1 pseudogene is annotated in these 976 nt (G+C 54.9%); it reads left to right on the forward strand.

The features are described from left to right. Nucleotides 1-6: 6 nt before the first annotated feature. Nucleotides 7-976 (forward strand): annotated as a pseudogene (locus tag HP566_RS02045) (IS3 family transposase); the annotation flags it as partial.

The raw sequence follows: 976 nt of genomic DNA on the forward strand, positions 1-976 counted from the left end.
TTGGACATGAAGAAGCGTTTCAGCGAAGAACAGATCATTGGTTTCCTGGGCGAAGCCGAAGCGGGACTGCCCATCAAGGAGCTATGCCGTCGGCACGGTTTCTCAGAAGCCAGTTACTATCTATGGCGCAGCAAGTTTGGCGGCATGAGCGTGCCTGATGCCAAACGACTCAAAGAACTCGAAGCCGAAAATGGACGCTTGAAAAAGCTGCTCGCGGAGTCGCTACTGGAGATGGAGGTCACTCGCGAGGCGCTGAGAAAAAAGTGGTGAGCGCCCCTGCACGCCGAGACGTGGTGCGCTTTATGGTGTCACATGGCCTGAGTGAGCGCCGAGCGCTCCGTGTCATCCGTATGAGTGCCAGTGCGTTGCGCTATCAATCGACCCCTGACCGCAATGAGGCATTGCGTGAACGCATTGTTGCCTTGGCACATCGGCATCGTCGCTATGGCGCTGGCATGATCTACCTGAAACTGCGTCAAGCCGGTGAGCAGATCAATCATAAGCGCGTCGAGCGCCTCTACGTGGCGGCTCGGTTGCAGGTAAAACGCCGCAAGCGCAAGAAGGTTCCCACGTCTGAGCGAAAGCCCCTTGGCCGCCCTTGTACCGCCAATCAGGTCTGGTCAATGGATTTTGTGTTTGACCGTACGGCAGATGGGCGAGTGATAAAGAGCCTCACCGTTGTCGACGACGCTACCCATGAAGCCGTGGCGATCGTGCCTGAACGTGCCATTGGTGGGCTGTTTTTAACACGTATTCTGGATCATCTGGCTTTACAACGTGGCCTACCTAGCGCCATTCGTACGGATAATGGAAAGGAATTCTGTGGGCGCGCCATGCTGTCATGGGCTCATTTACGGGGCGTTGCCCTGTTTTTAATCGAACCTGGAAAACCCAACCAAAACGCCTACATCGAATCGTTCAATGGGCGCTTTCGAGATGAATGTCTGAATGAGCATTGGTTCACCAGCCTTCATCA

Origin of the sequence: Vreelandella olivaria (assembly GCF_023507745.1) — a bacterium.
Lineage (GTDB): Bacteria > Pseudomonadota > Gammaproteobacteria > Pseudomonadales > Halomonadaceae > Vreelandella > Vreelandella olivaria_A.